The 18,879-nt window shown below is 71.0% G+C and carries 17 protein-coding genes; 6 read left to right on the forward strand and 11 right to left on the reverse strand.

Annotation, left to right across the window (positions count from 1 at the left end):
* Positions 1-124: 124 nt before the first annotated feature.
* On the forward strand, positions 125-790 hold the full coding sequence (locus ABGB12_RS02325; protein ID WP_347674136.1) for a hypothetical protein: 666 nt from the start codon (positions 125-127) through the stop codon (positions 788-790).
* Positions 791-826: 36 nt separating this feature from the next.
* Here the strand turns inward: ABGB12_RS02325 and ABGB12_RS02330 are convergent, their stop codons facing one another.
* Genes ABGB12_RS02330 through ABGB12_RS02350 form a run of 5 tightly spaced genes read right to left on the reverse strand, consistent with a single transcriptional unit; the run spans position 827 to position 7,206 of the window.
* A complete protein-coding gene (locus ABGB12_RS02330) occupies positions 827-1,558 on the reverse strand; it encodes an SOS response-associated peptidase (RefSeq protein ID WP_347674137.1) in 732 nt (243 codons plus the stop codon).
* Positions 1,559-1,567: 9 nt separating this feature from the next.
* Positions 1,568-3,196: a thiol reductant ABC exporter subunit CydC gene (cydC, locus tag ABGB12_RS02335; RefSeq protein ID WP_347674139.1), complete on the reverse strand. Its 1,629-nt coding sequence runs from the start codon at positions 3,194-3,196 to the stop codon at positions 1,568-1,570.
* Positions 3,193-4,800, reverse strand: a complete 1,608-nt coding sequence (cydD, locus tag ABGB12_RS02340; RefSeq protein WP_347674141.1) for a thiol reductant ABC exporter subunit CydD — start codon at positions 4,798-4,800, stop codon at positions 3,193-3,195. Before cydD ends, cydC begins: the two co-directional genes overlap by 4 nt.
* Positions 4,797-5,798 carry a cytochrome d ubiquinol oxidase subunit II gene (gene cydB, locus ABGB12_RS02345; RefSeq protein WP_347674144.1) on the reverse strand — a complete coding sequence of 334 codons (1,002 nt, stop codon included), beginning with the start codon at positions 5,796-5,798 and terminating at the stop codon, positions 4,797-4,799. The genes cydD and cydB overlap by 4 nt, the downstream gene beginning before the upstream one ends.
* A 10-nt stretch (positions 5,799-5,808) precedes the next feature.
* Positions 5,809-7,206: a cytochrome ubiquinol oxidase subunit I gene (locus ABGB12_RS02350; RefSeq protein WP_347674147.1), complete on the reverse strand. Its 1,398-nt coding sequence runs from the start codon at positions 7,204-7,206 to the stop codon at positions 5,809-5,811.
* Between the two features lie 145 nt (positions 7,207-7,351).
* Between ABGB12_RS02350 and aroA the strand changes: the two genes are divergently transcribed.
* Together aroA and rsgA are read left to right on the forward strand one after the other, a co-directional pair.
* The gene (gene aroA, locus ABGB12_RS02355; protein ID WP_347674150.1) at positions 7,352-8,614 is read left to right on the forward strand and encodes a 3-phosphoshikimate 1-carboxyvinyltransferase; all 1,263 of its coding nucleotides are present in this window, start codon (positions 7,352-7,354) and stop codon (positions 8,612-8,614) included.
* A 43-nt stretch (positions 8,615-8,657) separates the two neighbouring features.
* Positions 8,658-9,614, forward strand: a complete 957-nt coding sequence (rsgA, locus tag ABGB12_RS02360; protein ID WP_347674152.1) for a ribosome small subunit-dependent GTPase A — start codon at positions 8,658-8,660, stop codon at positions 9,612-9,614.
* Between the two features lie 21 nt (positions 9,615-9,635).
* Here the strand turns inward: rsgA and ABGB12_RS02365 are convergent, their stop codons facing one another.
* Positions 9,636-10,415, reverse strand: coding sequence for an MHYT domain-containing protein (locus tag ABGB12_RS02365; RefSeq protein WP_347674154.1), 780 nt, complete (start codon positions 10,413-10,415; stop codon positions 9,636-9,638).
* Positions 10,416-10,481: 66 nt separating this feature from the next.
* On the reverse strand, positions 10,482-11,294 hold the full coding sequence (locus ABGB12_RS02370; RefSeq protein ID WP_347674157.1) for a hypothetical protein: 813 nt from the start codon (positions 11,292-11,294) through the stop codon (positions 10,482-10,484).
* Positions 11,295-11,456: 162 nt separating this feature from the next.
* Between ABGB12_RS02370 and hisN the strand changes: the two genes are divergently transcribed.
* The 3 genes from hisN (at position 11,457) to ABGB12_RS02385 (ending at position 13,369) form a co-directional block, all read left to right on the forward strand.
* Positions 11,457-12,242: a histidinol-phosphatase gene (gene hisN, locus ABGB12_RS02375; protein WP_347674159.1), complete on the forward strand. Its 786-nt coding sequence runs from the start codon at positions 11,457-11,459 to the stop codon at positions 12,240-12,242.
* Between the two features lie 62 nt (positions 12,243-12,304).
* Entirely contained in the window at positions 12,305-12,496 is a 192-nt protein-coding gene (locus ABGB12_RS02380) for a hypothetical protein (RefSeq protein ID WP_347674161.1), read from the forward strand.
* Between the two features lie 105 nt (positions 12,497-12,601).
* A complete protein-coding gene (locus ABGB12_RS02385; protein WP_347674163.1) occupies positions 12,602-13,369 on the forward strand; it encodes a VOC family protein in 768 nt (255 codons plus the stop codon).
* Between the two features lie 33 nt (positions 13,370-13,402).
* On the opposite strand, the gene ABGB12_RS02390 is transcribed toward ABGB12_RS02385, so the two are convergent.
* The 4 genes from ABGB12_RS02390 to ABGB12_RS02405 form a co-directional block, all read right to left on the reverse strand.
* The gene (locus ABGB12_RS02390) at positions 13,403-15,565 is read right to left on the reverse strand and encodes a glycosyltransferase (RefSeq protein ID WP_347674165.1); all 2,163 of its coding nucleotides are present in this window, start codon (positions 15,563-15,565) and stop codon (positions 13,403-13,405) included.
* Positions 15,562-16,065, reverse strand: coding sequence for a hypothetical protein (locus ABGB12_RS02395; RefSeq protein WP_347674167.1), 504 nt, complete (start codon positions 16,063-16,065; stop codon positions 15,562-15,564). The genes ABGB12_RS02390 and ABGB12_RS02395 overlap by 4 nt, the downstream gene beginning before the upstream one ends.
* A gap of 60 nt (positions 16,066-16,125) precedes the next feature.
* Positions 16,126-16,911 carry an SDR family oxidoreductase gene (locus tag ABGB12_RS02400; protein WP_347674169.1) on the reverse strand — a complete coding sequence of 262 codons (786 nt, stop codon included), beginning with the start codon at positions 16,909-16,911 and terminating at the stop codon, positions 16,126-16,128.
* Between the two features lie 205 nt (positions 16,912-17,116).
* Positions 17,117-18,766: an AMP-binding protein gene (locus tag ABGB12_RS02405; protein ID WP_347674170.1), complete on the reverse strand. Its 1,650-nt coding sequence runs from the start codon at positions 18,764-18,766 to the stop codon at positions 17,117-17,119.
* Between the last annotated feature and the right edge of the window lie 113 nt (positions 18,767-18,879).

Below are 18,879 nucleotides of genomic sequence, written 5' to 3' on the forward strand. Positions count from 1 at the left end.
CCCCCCAGCTCTCCGGCGTGTGACCCTCCATGACCCTGGGTAGCCATTCTTCTATCACCTCGGCTGACGACCTGGCCTTCAACGAGGTGGCCACGGAGGTGGCCACGCGCCCAGGGAGCGAATCGTGCACCAGCCCTACCGCGATCCCGCCCGTACCTTCACCCGCAGGCTCCTCCTGGGCTGTCTCCTTCTGGCCGCCGTTTTCCTGCTGCTCGCCCTGGGCGCCTGGCTCAAGTCCTTCACCGCCTCCCGGCCGCAGCCCCCGGACGCCCGTCCGGCCGCCCCGCCTCCCGTCACGGTCACCGTGACGGTCACCAGGACCCCCGTCGACCCCACCGGACGTTCCGGCAGGGAACCATCCGAAAAGCCCACGGACCCCGCCGCCCCCCTTCCCCCGGGAACGGACGGCGCCGCCCAGACCGCCTGCAGCGCCCTCATCCAGGCGACGGCCCTGCGCCAGACGGGCCACCGTGCCGAGGCGGCCGTTCAGAGCAGGGCCGCGGAGGAAGCGGCGCTCTCCTCCTCCGTCCCCGCCCTGCGGGCGCTGAAGGGCCGCCCCGCCAAGGAGATCGCGGGCCGTCTCCGCACCTGGTGCCCCCGGCACTTCCCCGGCCTGAAGCCCAAGCCCTACCCCTCCTCTCCACCGCCCGCCTCGCTCCGTCCGCGCCCGCCCCGCTCACCGGTGATCGCCCCGGTGCGCCACCCCTTCGACTCCTACGTCCGGGGTCCGGGCCCCGGACGTCCCGATCTCGACGAGCAGGACTCCGGTCTCTCGTGCGCCCACCGGTGAAGCCGTGCCGGCGGCCGCCGCGGGGAGCCTGCTCGCTCAGAACAGGGCTTCCCCCTCGTCGTTCCCGTGGGAAAGGGGCTTTATCAGGGAGGGGCCGTTGTTCCTCACGTTCCCCACCGCCTTGGAGACGGGGAAGGCCTCCAGCTCCCCGGACATCGCGGGGACCAGCACGGACTTCGGATCCTTGAAGCCGGGGTCCAGCCAGGCGTCCGGATCGGTGACCGTCATCGGCATGCGGTCATGGATGTGGCCCACCTGGTCCACCGCCTGGGTGGTCAGGATGGTGAACGTCCACACCCACTCGTCCTCGGGCGACTTCCACAGCTCGTACAGGCCCGCCAGCGGCAGGATGCCGTGGTCCTTGGGGGTGATGAAGAAGGGCTGCTTCTTCTTGTCCTCCCCCGTGTACCACTCGTAGTAGCCGTCGGCGGGCAGGAGGCAGCGGCGCTTGGCGAACGCGCGGCGGAAGGAGGGCTTCTCGTCCGCGGTCTCCACCCGCGCGTTGATCATCCGGTTGCCGATCGAGGGGTCCTTGGCCCAGGACGGGACCAGCCCCCAGCGCAGCATGCGCAGGCGGCGGACGGGGGTGCTCTCCTCCGCCGTCGGCTCCGCCCGCTCCAGCACGGCGGGGAGCTGCTTGGTCGGGGCGGCGTTGTAGTCGGCCCTCAGCAGGTCCTGGCCGTCCTGGCCCCAGGTCTCGTCCACCTCGATGTGGAACTCCTCCAGGAGCTCCTGGCGCGATCGCGCCGTCGCGTAACGCCCGCACATGCCTCCAGCCTATGCAGCGGCGGCGACGGTTTCAGGTGAGTCCCCCTGGACCAGGGTGAGGACCTCGTCCACGTGGCCCAGGACGGGGTCCGCGCCCGGGATTCCGGGGCGGTGGGTGATCAGCAGGACGGTGCGGTCCCCCGCCGCCGTGAGCAGGTCGGTCAGGACCCGGTCGGCGGTATCCACGTCCAGGTGGGCGTCCGGCTCGTCCAGGATGAGGACGGGGAAGTCCGCCAGCAGGGCGCGGGCCAGCGCGATGCGCTGCCGCTCCCCGCCGGAGACCGACGCGCCGTGCTCGCCCACCCGCCGGTCCGGCGGCAGCCCGTCCAGGCCGGCGCGGCGCATGACCCCGGCGACCTCCTCGTCGGACGCGCCGGGGCGGGCCAGCCGGATGTTCTCGGCGACGGTGGTGTCGAAGACGTGGGCGTCCTGGGCGCACAGGCCGATCAGCCCGCGGACCCGGTCGGCGGGCAGGTCCCTCAGCTCCACGCCGCCCAGGGTGATGCTCCCCCGGTACTCCACGAACCGCAGGAGGGCTGCGGCGAGGGTGGACTTGCCCGAGCCGCTGGCCCCGAAGAGCGCGACCTTGCGGCCCGGCGGGAGGTCGAGGTCGAACCCCGTCAGCGCGTCCTCGTCGGCGTCGGGCCAGCGGACGTCCAGGCCGTGGACGGTGATCGCGGTGCCCTCGGGCTCGCCCCCGGGGGCCTCGGGCTCCCGGACCGGCGGTTCGGCCCGCAGGACCCGGTCCAGCAGCTCGTCGTCGGCGCGGGAGCGCAGCAGCTGCTGGGCCCCCGCCGAGAGCGCGGTGACCGCCTCGAACGCGGCGAGCGGGGTGAGCACCAGGACCGCCACCAGCAGGACGTCGAGATCCCCCGCCCGGGCCGCGGGGACCGCCAGGGCCAGCGAGCCGAAGACGGACGCGCAGCAGGCCAGGGTGGTCAGGGCCGTGGCCAGGCCGAGGGACCAGGCCGAGCGGCCCGCCGCCCGGTTCAGCTCCTCGTCGGCGCGCCTGATCTGGTCGAGCCTGCCGGGCGCCGCCCCGTAGGCCAGCAGTTCGGGCAGCCCTCGCAGGGTCTGGGCGGTCAGCGCCGACATCTCGTCGCGGCCGCGCGCCTCGCGGACGGCGGCCCGCTTCGCCGCCCGTCCCGCCAGCCAGGGTGCGGCGATCCCGCCCACGAGCAGCCCGGCGAGCAGGACCAGTCCCGCCGGGGGCAGCAGCCAGGACTGCAGCGCGACGGCGGCCAGGCCGGCCAGGGCCGCGCTCGCCATGGGCAGCCGGGCGCGCAGCCAGCGGTCGGCGGTGCCGTCGACGCCGGAGACGACCAGGCCGAGGGTCTCTGAGGCCCCCAGCCGTCCGGGGGCCAGTTCGATGAGCTTCTCGAACACCCGCACGCGGGTGCGTGACAGCAGCCGCAGCGCGGCGTCGTGGGAGACGAGGCGTTCGGCGTAGCGCAGCACCGCCCTGCCCATCCCGAACGCCCGCACCGAGACGATCGCCACCATCAGGTACAGCACCGGCGGCTGCTGGGAGGCGCGGGAGATCAGCCAGCCGGAGGTGGCCATCAGGCCGATCCCGCAGATCAGCGTGGCCGCCCCGAGCAGGGCGCCGAGCGCCAGCCGCGTCCCGATGCCCTTCATGGCCCGGCTCCCGCGGCGGCGAGGCTCGGTCCTGGCCGGCACTCCACGATGGTGTCGGCGTGCGCCGCCAGGGCGCGGCGGTGGGTGATCAGCAGGGTGGTGCGGTCGCGGGTCATGGGTTCGAGGGCCTCTCTGAGGTCCAGTTCGGTGGCCGGGTCCAGATGGGCGGTGGGCTCGTCGAGCAGGACCAGTCGGACGTCCAGGAGCGCGCAGCGCAGGTGGACGCGGGCCAGGGCGATGCGCTGGGCCTGCCCGGCCGACAGTCCGTGCCCCTCCTCCCCCAGCGGCGCGTCCAGGGTGGTGTAGCCGAGGACGCCGGTGGCCTCCGCCGCGGCGCGCACCGCCTTCTCGGAGGCGCCGGGGACGGCGATCGCGATGTTCTCGGCGACGGTCCCGGGGAAGAGGTAGGGGCTCTGCGGCATCCAGGCGATCTGCTCGCGCCAGGCCGCCCAGTCGGTCTCGGGGGCCAGGTCCGTGCCGTCCACGCCGATCCGTCCCGAGGCCGGCCGGGTGAAGCCCAGCAGGGCCGCGACCAGGCTGGACTTCCCCGCTCCGGACGGTCCGACCAGCGCGGTGGTCTGGCCGGGCTCCAGGGTGAGGGTCGCCGGGGCCAGGCCCTCCCGGACGACCAGTGAGCGGATGTCCACCCGCGGCGCCCCGGTGCCGCGGGGAGCCGGTGCGGTCGGGCCCGGGCGCTCCCCGCCGAGGGAGGAGAAGATCTCCTCCGCCGCGGCCAGGCCCTCCTGGGCCGCGTGGAAGTGGGTGCCGACCAGGCGCAGCGGCAGGTAGGCCTCGGGCGCGAGGATCAGGACGAACAGCGCGGTCTCGAAGGCCATGCCCCCGTGGACCAGGCGCAGCCCGACCGACACCGCCACGATCGCCACCGAGAGGGTCGCGGCGAGTTCCAGGGCCAGGGAGGACATGAAGGCGATCCGCAGGGACCTCATGGTCGCCTTGCGGTGCTCGCCCGAGACCCTCTCGATCTCCTTGATCTGGAACTCGGCGCGCCGGAAGACCTTCAGCGTCGTCAGTCCGGAGACCACGTCGGCGAAGTGCCCCGCCAGCGCCTCCAGCGTGCGCCACTGGCGCTTGGTCCTGGCCTCGGTGTACGTGCCGATCAGCGCCCCGAAGATCGGGATCAGCGGCAGTGTCACGGCGACGATCGCCGCCGAGCCGGGGTCGGCGAGGAACAGCACGACCAGCACCGAGACGGGCACGATCACGGCCAGCACGAGCTGCGGCAGGTAACGCGAGAAATAGGGGTCCAGCGCGTCCACGCCGCGGGTGACGAGGGCTGCGAGGGAGCCCGAACGCGGGGGCGTCTCGCCGTCGATCGCCGACTTCAGGACCGCCTCCCTCAGTTCGGCCTTCACGCCCGCGGAGGAGCGGTGGGCGGCGATCTCCTGCGCCCAGGAGAGCAGCGCGCGCAGCGCGAAGACGCCCAGGAGCAGCAGCGGCACGGTCAGCGTGGCGATCGCGTGGGCCAGCAGCCAGGACTGGGCGATCACGCAGGCCGCGCCGAGGGCGCCGAGCAGGACGCAGGTGGCCAGGTACGGCACCGTGGAACGGGCGTACCTGGCCAGCCTCGGGTCGAACGGCCTCACACCGCCGCCGGGATGTGCTCGACGCCGATGCGCTTGCGGAAGACCCAGTACGTCCAGCTCTGGTAGAGCAGGATCAGCGGCAGGAAGATCACCGCCACCCAGGTCATGATGCCCAGGGTCTTGGGCGTGGCCGCCGCGTTCTGCACGGTCAGGCTGTTCTCCGGCGCGATCGTGGACGGCATGACGTCCGGGTACAGGCCGAGGAAGAGCGTCGCGACGGCCGCGATGATCGTCAGACCGGACAGGACGAACGCCCAGCCCTCCCGGACGCGGAACGACACGGCGATCGCCCCGACGAGGAAGAGCGCGGCCAGGACGGACGTGGCGAGCGTCCAGCCCGTCCCCCGCTCGGCCTGGGTCCAGACCAGGAAGGCCACCGCGAGGACGGCCGCGACCGCGCCGAGCTTGATCGACAGCTGGTTGGCGCGCGTCCGGATCTCCCCGGTGGTCTTCAGCGCCAGGAAGACCGCGCCGTGGAAGGTGAACAGCGACAGCGTCACCAGCCCGCCGAGCAGCGCGTACGGGTTGAGCAGGTCGAAGAACGTGCCCACGTAGTGGTGGTCCTCGTCCAGCTTCACGCCCCGGACGATGTTGCCGAAGGCCACGCCCCACAGGAACGCCGGGATGAGCGAGCCCCAGAAGATGCAGTGGTCCCAGTTGCGCCGCCAGCGGTCCGTCTCGCCCTTGCCGCGGTAGTCGAACGCCACCGCCCGGACGATCAGGGCCAGCAGGATGATCAGCAGCGGCAGGTAGAAGCCGCTGAACAGCGTCGCGTACCACTCGGGGAACGCGGCGAACGTGGCGCCGCCGGCGGTGAGCAGCCACACCTCGTTGCCGTCCCACACGGGCCCGATGGTGTTGATCGTCACTCGCCGCTCGGTCTCGTTCCGGGCCAGGAAGCGGGAGAGGATGCCGACGCCGAAGTCGAAGCCCTCCAGGAAGAAGTAGCCGATCCAGAGGACCGCGATGGCGATGAACCAGAGGTCGTAGAGGTGCATCGGATCCGTCCTAGTAAGCGAAGGTGAGCTGGCGCTCTTCGGCGGACTTCTCGTCCGAGGGCTCCGGCTCCTCGGGGGGGTCCTTCTTGGCGAACTTGAGCATCAGGCCGAGTTCGACCACCGCGAGGACGCCGTAGAGGGCGGTGAAGACCAGCAGCGACGTCAGCACGGTGCCGCCGGAGACCTCGGGGGACACCCCGGACTCGGTCTTCAGCAGGCCGAACACCAGCCAGGGCTGGCGGCCCATCTCGGTGAAGATCCAGCCGGCCGAGTTGGCGACGAAGGGCAGCACCGCCGACCAGATCGCGAGCTTCCAGATCCACGGCTTGTCGGGCAGCCGCCCCCTGCGGGTCAGCCAGAGCCCGAGCACCGCGATCAGGCCCATCGCCATGCCGGCGCCGACCATGATCCGGAAGCCCCAGTAGGTGATCGGGATGTAGGGCCGGTAGTCGCCGGGGCCGTACTTCTGCTCGTACTCGGCCTGGAGGTCGTTGACGCCCTGGACCTCCCCGTCGAAGGTGCCGGTGCCCAGGAAGGACAGCGCGTAGGGCACCTCGAGGGAGAAGACCGGTTCCCGGCCGTCCAGGGTGCCGATGGTGAACAGGGAGAACGAGGCGGGGGCCGAGGTCTCGTACAGGGCCTCGGCGGCCGCCATCTTCATCGGCTGGGTCTCGGTCATGACCTTGCCCAGCAGGTCGCCGGAGGCGAAGAAGCCGACCGTGCCGATGAGGGTGGTGACCAGGCCGAGCCGCAGCGAGGTGGCCATGACGTCCTTGTTGCGCTTGCGGGCCAGGTGCCAGGCCGCGACCGCGATCATGAGGATCCCGCCGGTGACCCAGCAGCCGAAGATCGTGTGCGGGAAGGTCCACTTGAGGACGTCGTTGGTGAGGACCGCGGTGAAGCTCTCCAGCTCGGCGCGGCCGGTCTCGGGGTTGTAGGTGTAGCCGACCGGGTTCTGCATCCAGGAGTTGGCGGCCAGGATGAAGTAGGCCGACAGCATGGTGCCGATCGCGACCAGCCAGATGCTCAGCAGGTGCAGCTTCTTGGGGATCCGGTCCCAGCCGAAGATCCACAGCCCGAGGAAGGTCGACTCCAGGAAGAAGGCGAGAAGCGCCTCGATCGCCAGCGGAGCGCCGAAGATGTCACCCACGAAACGGGAATAATCGCTCCAGTTCATGCCGAACTGGAATTCCTGCACGATTCCCGTGACCAGGCCAAGGGCGAAGTTGATGGTGAAGAGCTTTCCCCAGAACTTCGCGGCCTTCTTGTAGTGCTCCTTACCGGTGCGGTACCAGGCCGTCTGCAGGACCGCTACCAGCAGAGACAGGCCGATGGTGACCGGAACGAAAAGGAAATGGTAAACCGTCGTCACGCCGAACTGAAGGCGTGCGAGCAACAGCTCGTCCACGTCACCTCCCAGGGAGGACAAAAGTTACATCTCTAAATTTACTCGAGAGTAACCTTAGCCCCCAAGGACCAAAGTCCCTGCCAAACCGTAATCGTCCTCACATTGCCGGGATTTGACCTGACGGTCCTCCCGATAGGCTGAGGGTATGACGAGGTGGAACGCCCCTGTATCCGGGGGGCCTGTCAAGGCCGTGGTGCGCCTGCCCGGCTCCAAGTCGATGACCAACCGCGCCCTGGTCCTGGCCGCGCTGGCCGAGGAGCCCAGCGTGCTGAGGGGCGCGCTGCGCAGCCGCGACACCCTGCTCATGGCCGCCGCGCTGCGCGCCCTGGGCATCGGGGTGCAGGACGAAGGCGTCGACTGGACGGTCACCCCCGCCCCGCCCGCCGCGCCCGCCGCGGTCGACTGCGGCCTGTCGGGCAACGTCATGCGCTTCGTGCCGCCGCTGGCGGCCCTGGCCGACGGCGAGATCTCCTTCGACGGCGACCCGCACGCCCGGGTCCGCCCGATGGGGCCGCTGCTGGAGGCGCTGCGCGCCCTCGGCGTCACCGTCGAGGACGGCGGGCGCGGCCTGCTCCCCTTCACCCTGATCGGGACCGGCGGGGTCGAGGGCGGCAGCGTGACGATCGACGCCTCGAGCTCCTCCCAGCTGGTGTCCGGGCTGCTGCTGAGCGCGCCCCGGTACGCCAGAGGCATAGAGCTCAGGCACGAGGGGCCGCCGGTGCCGTCCACCCCGCACCTGGAGATGACGGTCCGGATGCTGCGCGAGGCGGGCGCGACGGTCGAGACCGGTCCCGACGTCTGGCGGGTGGCCCCCGGGCCGCTGCGCGGCGGCGAGTACATGATCGAACCCGACCTGTCGAACGCCGCCCAGTTCCTGGCCGCAGCCCTGGTCACCGGCGGCACGGTGACGGTGCGCGACTGGCCGGCCGTCACCACCCAGCCCGGCGACCGCCTGCGGGAGCTGCTGCCCCGGATGGGCGGCGAGGTCACCTACTCGGGCGGCGACCTGACCGTGCGCGGCACCGGGCGCATCCGCGGCATCGAGGCCGACCTGTCCGACGCCCCCGAACTGGCCCAGGTGCTGGCCATGGTCGCGGCGCTGGCCGACGGCCCGTCCCGGTTCACCGGCATCGCCCACATCCGCGGCCACGAGACCGACCGGCTCGCCGCGCTGGTCGCCGAGCTCACCCGCCTGGGAGGCGACGCCGAGGAGCTGCCCGACGGGCTGGAGATCCGGCCGAAGCCGCTGCACGGCGGCGTCTTCCACACCTATGACGACCACCGGATGGTGATGGCCGCGGCCACCCTGGGGCTGGCCGTACCGGGCATCGAGGTGGAGAATCCCGCCACGGTGGGCAAGACCCTTCCGGAGTTCCTCGACCTCTGGACGAACATGCTGGAGCAGTGAGATAGCACGCCACTGGAAACACCTCGATGAGGACGACGTCCGGGTGCGGCCCGGACGCGGTTCCCGTCCGCGTACCCGACAGCGGCCCGCCCACGAGGACGCGGTCACCGCACTGGTGATCGCCGTGGACCGCGGCCGCTACCGCTGCCTGGTGCGGCACAGCCGGCGCAGGCAGGTGGCGGTCACCGCCATGCGCGCCCGTGAGCTCGGCCGCAAGGGCGTGGTCGTCGGCGACACCGTCGGCCTGGTCGGCGACGTGTCCGGCGAACCCGACGCGCTGGCCCGGGTGGTCAGGGTCGAGCCCCGCACGTCCGTCCTGCGCCGCACCGCCGACGACACCGACGACGTCGAGCGCGTCATCGTCGCCAACGCCGAGCAGCTGGTGGTGGTCACCGCGCTGGCCGATCCCGAGCCCCGGACCGGGATGATCGACCGTTGCCTGGTCGCCGCCCGGGACGCGGGCATGGACGCGCTGCTCTGCCTCACCAAGGCCGACCTGGCCGACCCCGCCGGACTGCTGGAGATCTACGGCCCGCTCGGCGTGCCCCATGTGGTCACCCGGCGCGGCGAGGACCCCGCCGCGCTGCGCGCGCTGCTGAAGGACAGGATGAGCGTCCTGGTCGGCCACTCCGGAGTGGGCAAGTCCACCCTCGTCAACGCGCTGGTCCCGCAGGCCGACCGAGCGGTCGGCCACGTCAACGCGGTCACCGGCCGGGGCAGGCACACCTCCTCCTCGGCGCTGGCCCTGGAGCTCCCCGACGGCGGCTGGATCATCGACACCCCGGGGGTGCGCAGCTTCGGGCTGGCCCACATCCCGCCCGAGGAGCTGATCTTCGGCTTCCCCGACCTGGTGGAGGGCTCCACCGCCTGCCCGCCCCAGTGCTCGCATCTGGACGAGCGGTGCGCGCTGGACGCCTGGGTCACCGAAGGCCGCTCCTCGCCCCAGCGCCTGGAGTCCTTCCGCAGGTTCCTCACCAACCGGGACGAGACCGCCGACTGAGGGCGCGGCGGTGTCCGGTGGTCAGTCCGTCCCCATCTCCCGTTCCAGGCCCGCCATGAACTCGGCCTCCTTCTCGCGCTCCCGTGTGCTGGCCGAGCCGCCGACGAGGACGCACAGGACCGCCGTCACCAGGCCGACGACCGCGGTCAGCGGCACCAGCAGGTGAATCGGGTCGGCGCCCTCCACCGGCTCGGCGGAGACCGTATGGACGTCGAGCGCGAACATCCCGGTGTAGTGCATGCCGCTGACCGCGGCGCCCATCACCAGGGAGGCGGCCACGGTCGAGGTCCAGCCCTGGAGCCGGGTGGCGAAGAACAGGGCGGCGGTCGCGGCGACCACGGCGATGAGGACGGACAGCAGGACGAGCAGCGGTTGGTAGGAGGTCTCCGCGCTCAGGTTCATCGCGGCCATGCCGGTGTAGTGCATGATCGCGACTCCGCATCCGGCCAGCAGCCCGCCGGTCGTCACGGGCAGCCCGAACCCGACGAGGAAGAGGCCGGCGCCGACGAACAGCACCGCCACCAGGGCGCTGAAGAGGGTGAGCGGCACCTCGTAGGCGAGGGAGGCGCCGGAGACGCTGAAGCCGAGCATCCCGACGAAGTGCATGACCCAGATCGCGGTGCCGCCGAGGGCCACCGATCCGCCGGCCAGCCACCAGCACCGTTCGCGCAGGCCCTGCACCGCCCGGGCCCGGGCGGTGCACTGCAGTCCCAGCAGCGAGCCCAGCACCGACATCCCGTAGGCGAGCATCGGGGTGAGGGGGCCGTAGGTGAAGTGATGGACCTCGAACTCGGCGGACATGAACGATCCTTTTGTCGGGAGCGCTCCAGATTGTTCCGCATTGCCCGCTTTTTCGGGAAGAGGGCGTCAGCTCTCCGCGATCAGCTCCAGTGCCCGGTTCTCCGTCTCGTTCAGCACCCTGATGTGCTCGGGCGCCAGCTCCGCCACGCACTCCGCGATCGCCTGGGTGACCTCGCTGAACGCGCTCTCCTCCACCCCGCGCAACGCGGCCCGCACCGTCGAGGCCCGCGCCCCGACCACCGACCACTCCAGCTCCAGCCGGGCCAGCGCCTCCTCGCAGACGCCGGCCAGCTCCGCCGCCTCCAGCGCCAGGGCCTCGGGAATCGGTCCGCGCCCCGCCTTGCGCACCCTCCCGGTCAGCTGGGAGACGCGTCCCGCCAGGGTCAGCCCCTCCTGCGCGGCGGGCAGCACCTGGTGCACCATCTCGGTGACCGCCTCCGACAGCTCTCCGGTGCGGTCCAGCAGGGTCCTGGCCGCGCTCTGCACCGCCCCGGCCGTCCGCGCGCCGATGCGCTCGAGGGTCAGCCGCTGCTGCTTCTCCAGCGCCGGGAGCAGCTCCGCGGCCAGCAGCTCGCGCAGGCGTGGCCTGCCGCCCGCGTGCTCGAGGATGCGCTCCAGCCGCTCCCTGACGCTGCCCTCGATCTCCGCGTCCACCTCGGTGAACGCCTGGGCCGTCCGGGTGTGCAGCGCCTCGACCAGACCGTGCAGCGCCTCGGTCTCGAAGGGCGCGTTCATCACGGTGAGCTGCTCCTGGAGCCGCTTGGACACGTCGATGGCCTGCTCGGCGAGCGGGACGAGCCGGTCCGCCAGCTCCTCCATCGTCTCGGCCCTGCGCGGGTCGGTCAGTTCCGCCACCCAGTCCGGCAACACATAAGGCATCCCGTCATGCTCCCACTTCGGCCGCCCCCGCGGAGCCTCCACGCCGATTTACCGATCAGTAGGTTGCGGTTCCATCACGGCCCCTGGTATATCTCCCGCCGCACCGGGGAACAGCAGGTCACCCCGCGACGAGAACGGCCGGATACAGTAGATTTTCACGTCGTGGCCGATGGATACTCTGATGATCTCCGTCTCGCCCACGTCCTGGCGGACGCGGCCGACGACCTGACGACCCGGCGTTTCCGCGCTCTGGACCTGCGCGTCGAGACCAAACCCGACCTCACCCCCGTGAGCGACGCCGACCGGGCCGCCGAAGACCAGATCCGGGGCACCCTGAAGCGGGCCAGGCCCCGCGACGCGGTGCTCGGCGAGGAGTACGGCCAGAGCGGCTCCAGCCGGCGCCGCTGGGTGATCGACCCGATCGACGCCACCAAGAACTTCGTCAGGGGCGTGCCCGCCTGGGCCACCCTGATCGCGCTCATGGAGGACGACCAGGTCGTGGTCGGCCTCGTCTCCGCGCCCGCCCTGGGCAAGCGCTGGTGGGCGGCGCGCGGCGGCGGCGCCTGGAGCGGACGCAGCCTGGCCAGGGCCCAGCGCCTCCAGGTCTCGCAGGTCTCCGGCCTGGCCGACGCCTCCTTCTCCTACTCCAGCCTCAGCGGCTGGGAGGAGCGCGGCTCCCTCGACCGCTTCCTCGACCTCACCCGGGCCTGCTGGCGCACCAGGGCGTTCGGGGACTTCTGGTCGCACATGATGGTCGCCGAAGGCCTGGTGGACATCTCCGCCGAACCCGAGGTCAGCCTGTGGGACCTGGCGGCCCTGCAGGTGATCGTCGAGGAGGCCGGCGGCCGTTTCACCTCGCTGTCCGGCGAGGCCACTCCCGACGGCGGCAGCGTCGTGTGCACCAACGGGCTCCTCCACGACGAGGTCCTGCGCATGCTCGCCCCCTGACCCCGGGGAACCCCCGCCGGGACCTGTCCGTTTCCAGGACAGCGTCAAGGAAAGGTGGACCCATGTCCCCGCGCACCAAGATCGTTCTCGGCGGCGGGGCCGCCGCCCTGTTCCTGTGGTGGCTCCTGCCGAACTTCGTGGCCACCCTGGTCATCCTCGGGCTGATCGCGGTCCCCGTCGCCGCCTACCTCATGCTCGACCCGTCCCAGCGCCGCCGGGTCCGGCACCAGGGCAGGAAGCGCCTGGGCCCCTGATCCGGGCCCGCCGCGCCCGTCCGGCGGCACTGACACTTCCGTAAAACCGGTAAAGCTTCGCACAAGGCCCGATTCGCTGGGACGGCCCCCGGTGAGGATGAAGGCATGTCCGAACGAGGAAGTTACGCGCCGGGCGTGCCCTGCTGGGTCGACCTGTCCACCCCGGACCCCCAGGGAGCCGCCGGGTTCTACGGCGCGCTGTTCGGCTGGCGGGCCGGCTTCGAGGCCGAGCCCGAGGCCCACGGGTACGGGATGTTCCACCTGCGCGGCAAGAAGGTCGCCGGCGTCGGGCCCGTGTTCCACGAGGACGTGCCCGCGGGCTGGCACAGCTACGTCGCGGTCGCCGACCTCGACGAGACCCTCCAGAAGACCATCGCGGCCGGCGGGCGGGTCACCCTGCCGCAGACCCAGGTCATGCACGCCGGGCGTATGGCCGGGCTGCGCGACCGGGAGAACGCCTTCCTCCTGCTGTGGCAGGCCGGACAGCACCAGGGCTGCGAACTGGTCAACGAGCCGGGCGCCTTCAGCTGGAGCGAGCTCAACACCCGCGACCCCGCCGCCGCTCAGGAGTTCTACCCCGCGGTGTTCGGCTGGACCGCCAGAGGCGACGCCTACTACACCCGCTGGCAGATCGAGGACAAGGCCGTCGCGGGCATGCTCCCCATGCCCGTCGACATCCCCGCCGAGGTCCCGCCCAGCTGGATGGTCTACTTCGCCGTGGAAGACGTCGAGCAGGCCGTCGAGAAGGTGAAGGAACTGGACGGCGGCCAGATGAGCCCGTTCATCGACAGCCCGGCCGGCCGCCTGGCCGTGGTCCACGACCCCTGGCACGCCCAGTTCGCGGTGATCTCCGGGGTCCAGGAGCATCACTGAATCCGCGCCCCGGACCCCGGAGGTGCCGGATGGCTACGCGTGCGTGGCCGTCCTGTCCTCTTCTTCCTTCTGGGCGGCCCTGCTGTCGGAGGCCAGGCGCCTGCCGGCCGCCGAGTTCGGGTCGGCGAAGGTGCCGGTACGCCGGATGGTCTGCCAGGCCAGGCGGTTGCCCGTGATCACGGTGACCAGCGACTGGATGACGACCAGGTACATGAGCTGCCGGTAGACGAACTGCTGCAGCGGCAGCGCCCACAGCGGCTGCACCCGCTCGTGGTCCAGACGCAGGGCGTAGGCCGCGGCCAGAGCCTGGAGCAGGACGACCACCACCCAGAAGACCAGCGACTTGAGCGGGTCGCCGAAGAGGACGCCGTAGAGGGTGTAGACGTCGACCGCGGGCGCGATCAGCGGCAGGAGCACCTGGAAGACCGTCAGGTAGCTCAGGCAGCGCCGGCCGAACGGCTCCCGCAGGGACGAGCGGTGCTTCCACATCGCCTGGATGGTGCCGTAGCACCAGCGGTAACGCTGCTTCCACAGCTGGTGGAGCGAGGACGGGGCCTCGGTCCAGGCGATCGCCGTCTCCTCGTAGACGACGTGCCAGCCGGACCGGCTGATCGACATCGTGAGGTCGGTGTCCTCGGCGAGGGTGTCCTCGCTGAGCCCGCCGACGGCGTCCAGGACCTCCTTGCGGAACGCGCCGATCGCCCCGGGGATGGTGGGCATGCACTGCAGCAGGTCGAACATGCGCCGGTCGAGGTTGAAACCGATCACGTACTCGATGTGCTGCCAGCGGCCCCACAGCCCCTTGCGGTTGGCGACCTTGGCGTTGCCGCTGACCGCGCCGACCTTCGGGTCCGAGAAGGGCTGAACGAGGTTGCGCAGGGTGTCGCGCTGGAAGACGGTGTCGCCGTCCATCATGACGATGATCTCGCCGCGGGCCGCGGCGATGCCGGCGTTGAGCGCGGACGGCTTCCCGCCGTTCTGCTTGTGGATCAGCCTGAGCCCGTCCCCCTCCAGACCCCGGACGATCTCGGCCGTGCGGTCGGTGGAGCCGTCGTCCACCACGATGATCTCCAGCTCGCCCGGATAGTCGTTGTCCTGGAGCGAGCGGAGGGTGGCCGCGATCCCCACCTCCTCGTTGTAGGCGGGGACGATCACCGTCATGGAGGGGCTGATCGGTCTTCTGCCCTGGTTGCGTTCCTTGACCTTGCGCACGTGCAGATGCGCGAAGACCAGCAGGACCAGCAGCCGCAGGACGGCGGCCGCGCCGGCGATCCCGAACAGCACCCACAGCGCCGTGACGAGCCACTGCGCGAAGTTCTGGGTGAACACCAGCGTCTGGCCGACCAACTGCTCCTGGTCGGTGGCGGGCACCTCGGCCTTGGGCAGCTTCAGCGCCTCGGCGAGCGTGGTGAACTCATAGCCCTGCGGCTTGAGCGTGGCGATGATCTGGTCGACGGCCTCGATGACCTCGGAGCGGTCGCCGCCCGCGTCGTGCAGCATGATGATCGCGCCCCGGCCGCCCTTGGTGGAGTCGAGGGCCGACTGGACCATCTTGTCGACGCCGGGGTGCTGCCAGTCCTGGGTGTCGCCGTCGGTGAAGACGACCAGGTAGCCGGCGTCTCCCACGACCTTCGCGGCCTGCCACTGCGCGCCGGTCGTGCCCAGGGGGCTGCCGGAGTAGGGCATGCGCATCAGCCTCGTCTTGACCCCGGCGGCGCCGGACAGCGCCCGCTGGGTGAGGTTGAGCTCCAGCCTGATCCGCCAGTCGGGCGAGTCGGCCAGGTCGGCGTGGGTGTAGGTGTGGTTGCCGACCTCATGCCCCTCGGCCAGGACCCGCTGCACCAGCTCCGGGTGCTTGGCGACGTTGCCGCCCACCATGAAGAAGCTGCCCCTGGCGTCGTGCTTCTTCAGCACGTCCAGGATCTGCGGGGTCCATCGCGGGTCGGGTCCGTCGTCGAAGGTCAGTGCGACCGTCTTGCGCGGCATCCGGACCGAACGGAGGTCGTCCTCCTTGGCGTTGACCACCGGCCCGCCCCGGGTCACTTCGGGCGGCGCCTGGCCGGACTCGTCCGCCGGCTTCCGGGGCACCTCGCCCACGGCTCCGTTGACATAGCCGTTCATCAGCAGGATGCAGGCGAGCAGGAAACATCCGAATGCGAGCAGGAACCAGTGCGCGCGGGGGTCGCGTTGTTTCATTCCTCGACGATCTTCTTCTCCTGGCCGGGCGGCACAGTGGGCTGGTTACCCGGGTCGGTTGCGTCGGACGGCACGGCCGTCACCGTCGGTGTGGCGTCGGGGGACGGCGGCGTGGTGGGTTCAGGGGTGGTGGTCTTAGTGGGTTTGGGGGTCTTGATGATGACGGTGGGACGGGCGGTAGCCGTCTTCGTCGGTTTTTCCGTTGGTGCGACAGTAACCGAAGGAGTCACCGTCGGAGGGATGTAAACGGGAACAGAGGGCTGTGGAACGGCGGTGGGCACCACGCTCTTGGGGCGGAACTTCGCTTTCTGCTCCGCCATCTTTTTGTTCTTCTCCGGCACCACCCAGGTGGTGAGCGGCACCGCTGCCCCCGTCCCCAAACTCACCCCGAGCGCGATTGCGTATCCCGCGATGATGACCCCCAGGATAACCCCCGCGACCTGGAAGAGCTTGCGGCGTTTGCCGGTGCCGTCAACGAAGACCGGCTGCTCATCAGTCACGCGGGAGAGTTTAGGCTGCTCACGTCGCAAATGCGACGCGAGCCGCCGAAACGTGATACTTCAAGAGCGGATGCGCTCATCGTAGGACTTACGTGCCCCCTGGTCGAACTCCAGGAAAATCGTGTCGAGCCCCAGACGGCGGTTGAGCAGGTCCTTCACCTTCTGCGGGATCAGCCCCATCACCGCGAGCTGCGGTGCGAGCTTGGCCGGGACGACGGTCCGCGGCCGGGGGCGGGCGATGACGGAGACGACCGCGGCGGCGATGTCCTCCGGCTCGCAGTTCTTCTGCCCCTTGGGGCTGCGGGTGCCCGCGACCAGTTCGGTGTTGGTGAAGGACGGCATGACGACGCTGACATGGACGCCGTGCTGCTTCACCTCCTGCCGGACGGCCTCGCTGAACATGACCACGGCGGCCTTGCTCCCGTTGTAGAGGGCGAGGCCCGGCGTCGGCAGCACGCCGGCCACCGAGGCGACGTTGATGACGTGGCCCCTGCGCGCCGGGATGAACTTCTCCAGCGCGAGCTTGGTGCCGAGCATCACGCCGTGCACGTTGATGTCGAGGCAGCGCCGGGCGTCGGCGTCCGTCTCCCCCAGGACCGGCCCGATGGGCATGATGCCGGCGTTGTTGATGAGGACGTCGTAGTCGCCCGCCTCGGCGAGGAAGTTCGTGAACGACTCCCGGTCGGTCACGTCCAGCTTCACGCCCCGCACACCGAGCTCCTCGGCGGCCTTCTCGACGGCCTCCTCATCGATGTCACCGATGACGACGGCGGCGCCCTTGGCCTTCAGCGCCTTGGCGGTGGCGAAACCGATGCCGCGGGCTGCTCCGGTGATGGCGACTTTCACTTCACACGCTCCAGTGTCACGGGGAGGCCGCCCTCGGGGGACGGGCGCGAGTCGAGTACGGACATCTCGCCTCCTCCCCGACCCTGACGTCCCCCGGAATGTAAGTCAATGCTTACGATAGCCGCCGGCCGTGACGGTCCGGGCATCGGCCCCGAGGGGAATGACCGGGTGGTCTCTTCCACCCGGTCGGCGCCGCTCCCCCCGCTCAGGCGAGGACCTGGACGTTCTCCAGGGTCCCGGCCTGCAGACGCTCGTACATGTAGCGGCGGCGCGGCTTCCCGGAGGACGTCCGCTCGATCAGGCCGCGCGGGCCGGTCACGATCGTCAGCTCGGCGTCGTCCAGCCGGCGGGCCAGGAAACGCCGGGCCTCGGCGGTCCACTCGCCCTCGTCGGCCTCGACGAACAGCGCGACGCCCCGGCTGCCGACCCCCGGCACCGCGACCACGGTGAGCCGGCCCTTGTGCAGCCCGGTCACCTCCGAGAGCTTGGTCTCCAGGTCCTCGACGTAGACCGAGCGGCCGCGCACCTTGAGGCTGTCGCCCATCCGGCCCAGCACGAACAGCTGGTCCTTGTAGATGAAGCCCGCGTCACCCGTCCAGACCTCGCCGTCGATGAAGCGGGTGGACTTGCCCTCGGCCCCGGCGTAGTAGCCGTCGCAGGCCGAGGCGCCCCCGGCCACGACCTCGCCGAGATGCCCCTCGGGCACCTCCTTGCCGTCCTCGTCGCAGATGCGGACGGGCAGCGCCGGGTCGGGCGTGCCGCAGCCGACCATCCAGCCGGCCTTGTCGTGCAGCGAGTCCGGACCGACCAGGCGCTCCTCGGCGATGCGCACCTTCTCGCCGAAGTTCAGCGAGTCGGTCTCGACCCGGATCGCCAGCGGCGAGGAGCTGCCGTCGAACATCGTCACGCACAGGGTGGTCTCGGCCATGCCGTAGGCGGGGCGGAAGACCGTGCGCTCGAAGCCGGTGCCCTCCAGCAGCTCCGCGAAGGCCTCCAGGCCGGCCGGGTCGATCGGCTCGGCGCCCACGATCACGCTGCGCCAGCGCGAGAGGTCCAGGCCCTCGACCTGCTCGCGCTTGAGCCGCCGGGCCATGTAGGAGAAGGCGAAGGGCGGGCAGGCCGCGTGCTGGGCCACCGAGAAGCGCTCCAGCCAGCGCTTGGGGTCGCGGATCCACTGGTCGGGCCGCATCAGGTGCAGGGTCGCCTGCCGGACGAGCGGGGTGAGGAACGCGCCGATCAGGCCCATGTCGTGGTAGAGCGGCAGCCAGGAGTTGACCTCGTCGCCGTCCTGGTAACCGGTGAGGCGGATGATGAGGTCGGAGTTGGCCTGGAGGTTGTCCCAGGTGACCCGCACGCCGCGCGGCTCTCCGCTGGAGCCCGAGGTGAACTGCAGCAGCGCCAGGTCGGAGGCCGGCTGCAGCGGGGCCTCGGCCTCGGCCTCGCGCGGCACCCACGGCTCGCCCTCCAGCCCGGCGCGTTCCATGCACTGGGCGGTGAGGTCCTTGAGGTCGGTGCTGGCGATGGTCAGCTTCGGCTTCGCCTGGCGCAGGATCGCCGCGACGTGGTCGACGTACTCCTCGCCGGTCTGGAACAGCGGCGGGGTGATCAGGCAGATCACGCCGCCGGACGCCCACACGCCGAAGTACGTCGAGATCAGCGCGTGGTCGGTGGGGATGATGGCGCAGACGACGTCGCCGGTGCCCACCCCCTCCTCGGCCAGCGCGGCGGAGACCTTCTTGGCGGAGGATGCGATCTGGTCGTAGCTCCGGTAGTCCCAGCCGCCGTCCTCATTGGCCAGATACACCCCCCGTTCCGGGTTCGGCTTGTCCAACCAGTCACGGAGCCACGAGGTCATCGAAGGTCCTTCCAACGCCAAAGGGGTGTGTGCGCGATCGCCGCCGCAGGGTCACCGACGGGGTTACCGAACCGTAGGGTAGCCATCCGGGCCGGGCCGATGTTACTCAAGGG

Source organism: Actinocorallia sp. B10E7, assembly GCF_039871655.1.
GTDB lineage: Bacteria > Actinomycetota > Actinomycetes > Streptosporangiales > Streptosporangiaceae > Actinocorallia.